The 3,594-nt window shown below is 48.6% G+C and carries 3 protein-coding genes; 1 reads left to right on the top strand and 2 read right to left on the bottom strand.

Features of this window, described 5'->3' with window-relative positions:
* Positions 1 to 83 precede the first annotated feature (83 nt).
* Together alr and RH88_RS00015 are read right to left on the bottom strand one after the other, a co-directional pair.
* The gene (gene alr / locus RH88_RS00020) at positions 84 to 1,160 is read right to left on the bottom strand and encodes an alanine racemase (RefSeq protein ID WP_005592523.1); all 1,077 of its coding nucleotides are present in this window, start codon (positions 1,158 to 1,160) and stop codon (positions 84 to 86) included.
* A gap of 13 nt (positions 1,161 to 1,173) precedes the next feature.
* The gene (locus tag RH88_RS00015) at positions 1,174 to 2,586 is read right to left on the bottom strand and encodes a replicative DNA helicase (protein WP_005592521.1); all 1,413 of its coding nucleotides are present in this window, start codon (positions 2,584 to 2,586) and stop codon (positions 1,174 to 1,176) included.
* Between the two features lie 226 nt (positions 2,587 to 2,812).
* On the opposite strand from RH88_RS00015, the gene RH88_RS00010 reads away from it, so the two are divergent.
* On the top strand, positions 2,813 to 3,532 hold the full coding sequence (locus tag RH88_RS00010; RefSeq protein WP_005592518.1) for a DUF481 domain-containing protein: 720 nt from the start codon (positions 2,813 to 2,815) through the stop codon (positions 3,530 to 3,532).
* The last annotated feature ends 62 nt before the right edge of the window (positions 3,533 to 3,594 follow it).

The raw sequence follows: 3,594 nt of genomic DNA, 5'->3' as shown, positions 1-3,594 counted from the left end.
GGTATAAATCAAACACCGTTACTTAATCTAGTATCCGTCGCGCTAAAACGACAAAGGGAACGCGATTTGCGTTCCCTTCATTGTTAGTCTGAGTAGACCATGTCGACTCGTGGCGTCAATTTGGTCACCAACTCGTAAGCAATCGTACCAATATGTGCAGCGACCTCTTCGGAAGGAAGCTCATTACCCCACATAATCGCCTCATCACCCACTTTATCGCACGCATCTGGGCCAAGATCGACCGTGAGCATATCCATTGATACACGGCCAGCAATAGGCACACGACGACCGTTTACCCACACTGGCGTGCCATTCGGCGCCGTTCTTGGATAACCATCACCATAGCCGATCGCAATCACGCCGACTTTCGTGTCTCGCTCGCTGGTCCAAATACCACCGTAACCAATGCTTTCACCCTTTTTCACTTCACGCACCGCGATCAAGTGTGATTTTAAAGTCATAACCGGGCGATAACCGAGTTCCGCCGCCGACTTGTCACTAAAGGGCGAGACACCATACATGATGATACCAGGACGAACCCATTCCAGTTGGCTCTCAGGCCAAGCTAAAATGCCGGCTGACGCCGCCAATGAACGCTCGCCTTGGCAGCCTTGGGTTAACGCTAAGAACTGCTCTGTCTGCTCAAGCGTGGTCGATTTTTCAAGTTCATCCGCACTGGCAAAGTGGCTCATAAAGCGCAGCGGCTTGGCGACATTATCACACGCGTTAAGGCGAGCAATAAACGACTCTAGTTGTTCTGGGCGCACCCCCAAACGATGCATGCCACTATCAATCTTTAACCACACTTGAACCGGCGCTTCCAGCTGAGCATTTTCTAATGCTTCTAGCTGCTCAACGCAGTGCAAACCCGCTTGGATATTATTGGTCACCAAAACAGGTAAATCACCCGGCGAGTAAAAACCCTCTAACAATAAAATAGGGGTCACAATGCCAGCTGCACGCAATTGCAAAGCTTCTTCAATGCGCGCTACGCCAAAAGCGTCAGCATCTTGCGCATGTTTGGCGATGTGGCGTAAACCATGGCCATAACCATTGGCTTTAACCACCGCCATAATTTTACTGTTTGGCGCTTGTCGCTTCACTTGCTGCAAATTGTGCTTCAGTGCAGCAAGATCGACGTGCGCCGTTGCTGCCTTCATATAACTCATAGTGTTACTCGTCATCCATATCAAACGCAGGACCCGCGTAATTATCAAAGCGAGAGTATTGCCCTTGGAAAGTCAAACGCACCGAACCAATCGGGCCGTTACGCTGTTTACCAAGGATGATTTCTGCGGTGCCCTTCATTGAGCTATCTGGGTTATACACTTCGTCACGGTAGATAAACATGATCAAGTCAGCATCCTGCTCGATCGCTCCCGATTCACGCAAGTCTGAGTTAATCGGTCGTTTATCGGCACGTTGCTCTAGGGAACGGTTTAGCTGCGATAGCGCTACCACTGGGACGTTTAGCTCTTTTGCTAACGCTTTCAGTGAGCGCGAAATCTCTGAGATCTCGAGGGTACGGTTGTCTTGCATCCCTGGAACACGCATCAACTGCAGGTAGTCGACCATGATCATGCTCAAGCCACCTGAGTCACGAGCGATACGGCGCGCGCGCGAACGCAGTTCCGTTGGTGTTAAGCCAGAACTGTCATCGATGTACATATTTTTCTTCTGCATGAGAATACCCATGGTCGAAGAGATACGCGCCCAGTCTTCATCATCCAACTGGCCGGTACGAATTTTGGTTTGGTCCACACGAGAAAGCGATGCAAGCATACGCATCATCAACTGTTCGGCTGGCATCTCTAGAGAGAAAATCAAGACTGGTTTGTCTTGATCCATCGCGGCGTTTTCACACAGGTTCATCGCAAAGGTGGTTTTACCCATCGATGGACGCGCGGCGACGATGATCAAATCAGAGCCTTGCAGGCCCGCCGTTTTCTTATTCAGATCGTGGAAACCCGTACTGACCCCCGTCACGCCATCTTGTGGCGATTTGTACAATAGCTCGATACGCTCCAGCGTTTTCTCAAGAATATTGTCGACGTTCTGTGGGCCTTCACTTTCCGTCGTGCGGGATTCGGCAATGGCAAATACCTTGCTCTCGGCAAGATCCAGCAAGTCATCAGACGAACGACCTTGCGGATCGTAACCGGAATCCGCAATCTCATTAGCCACACTGATCAAGTTACGCACCATCGCGCGCTCAGCCACGATATCCGCGTAGGCGTTGATGTTGGCGGCACTTGGCGTGTTCTTAACCAAATCGGCCAAGTAGGCAAAGCCACCGACATCTTCCAGCTGTTCATGCTGTTCAAGATGCTCCGATAAGGTGATCAGATCGAGGGGTTTGCTGTCTTCAAGAATGCGTTTAACCGCTTCAAAAACCAAGCGATGCGGACGGCTATAAAAGTCGCTCGCCATGACTCGTTCTGCAACCGTATCCCAGCGCTCATTATCGAGCAACAAGCCACCGATAACGGATTGCTCTGCTTCTAGAGAATGGGGTGGGACTTTTATTGCATCCACTTGTGCATCAGGATGTTTACGTTTGCGATTATCCGAACGGGTATCTGCCATGGTTCTGCTCAACTACTTATCGTGGAGGTTCATTATAATGAGAATACATCAGTTGTCTTTAGCCAAACCAAAGTTTGTGCATCTCATATAGAATTAACTTATTGCTGACGGTGCATCCTTGTATTCACACTATCATTCCGCTCCTGTACTATTCATCGTTTATTTTTGTGATTTGAGGGTCTTTGTGTCGAGAGTTTGGCTAGCCAGTTTAGGTTTAATGAGCAGTATGCTCGTCCAGGCGGAAGAAGTGGATATTCCAAACGATATTGAGATCGCGTCGCCATGGAACACCGAAGTCGAGTTTGGCTATCAATCTCACTCGGGAAATTCAGATTCACAATCTTTAAACTCACGTCTGAGTGCCGAATACACCAAAGGTCGTTATCGTACCAACGGAGAATGGAAGTACTATCTATTGTACAAAGATGGTGAAGAGGATAAACGCCAATCCACCTACAGCGCACAGAGTGACTACAAGCTGGGGGCAAAAACCTATGCCTATGGCAGCTTTAAAGGAATTGATTCCCGCTACAGTGCCTACTTTAAAGACTATACGCTTTCAGCCGGCTTAGGTTATCAGTTCTCTAATACCGAGTTATTTGTGCTGGAGTTGGAACTAGGCCCTGGTTTTCGTTATCAAGAACCCAACCAAGATGAGATTGATGATGATGACATCATCTTCCCCGATATCGTTGAAGAAGCGATCTTCCGTGGCAATGTGAATACCCGCTGGCAAGCCTTGGACAACCTCGCCTTCTCTGCTGATATGACCTTAGTCTCCGGCCATAGTAACACCCGTATTGATACCGACTTGAGTGTCACCAACAACATCACCGAAGATATTGCCTTAAAACTGGCTCACTCTCGTCAATATCATGACCGCGTGCCTGAAGGGTTGGAAAAAGCCGATAGTATTTTTTCGGTCAATCTGCTGTTTATCTTTTAACGCTCAATGACGCGTTGAGAGCAAAGCTCTTCTCTCAAACACAAATGTCAGGCAAAAAAAAA

It is taken from the genome of Vibrio scophthalmi LMG 19158 (assembly GCF_000222585.1).
Classification (GTDB): domain Bacteria; phylum Pseudomonadota; class Gammaproteobacteria; order Enterobacterales; family Vibrionaceae; genus Vibrio; species Vibrio scophthalmi.
The sequence above is the reverse complement of the archived record's forward strand: the minus strand, read 5'-3'. Positions and strand labels throughout refer to the sequence as shown.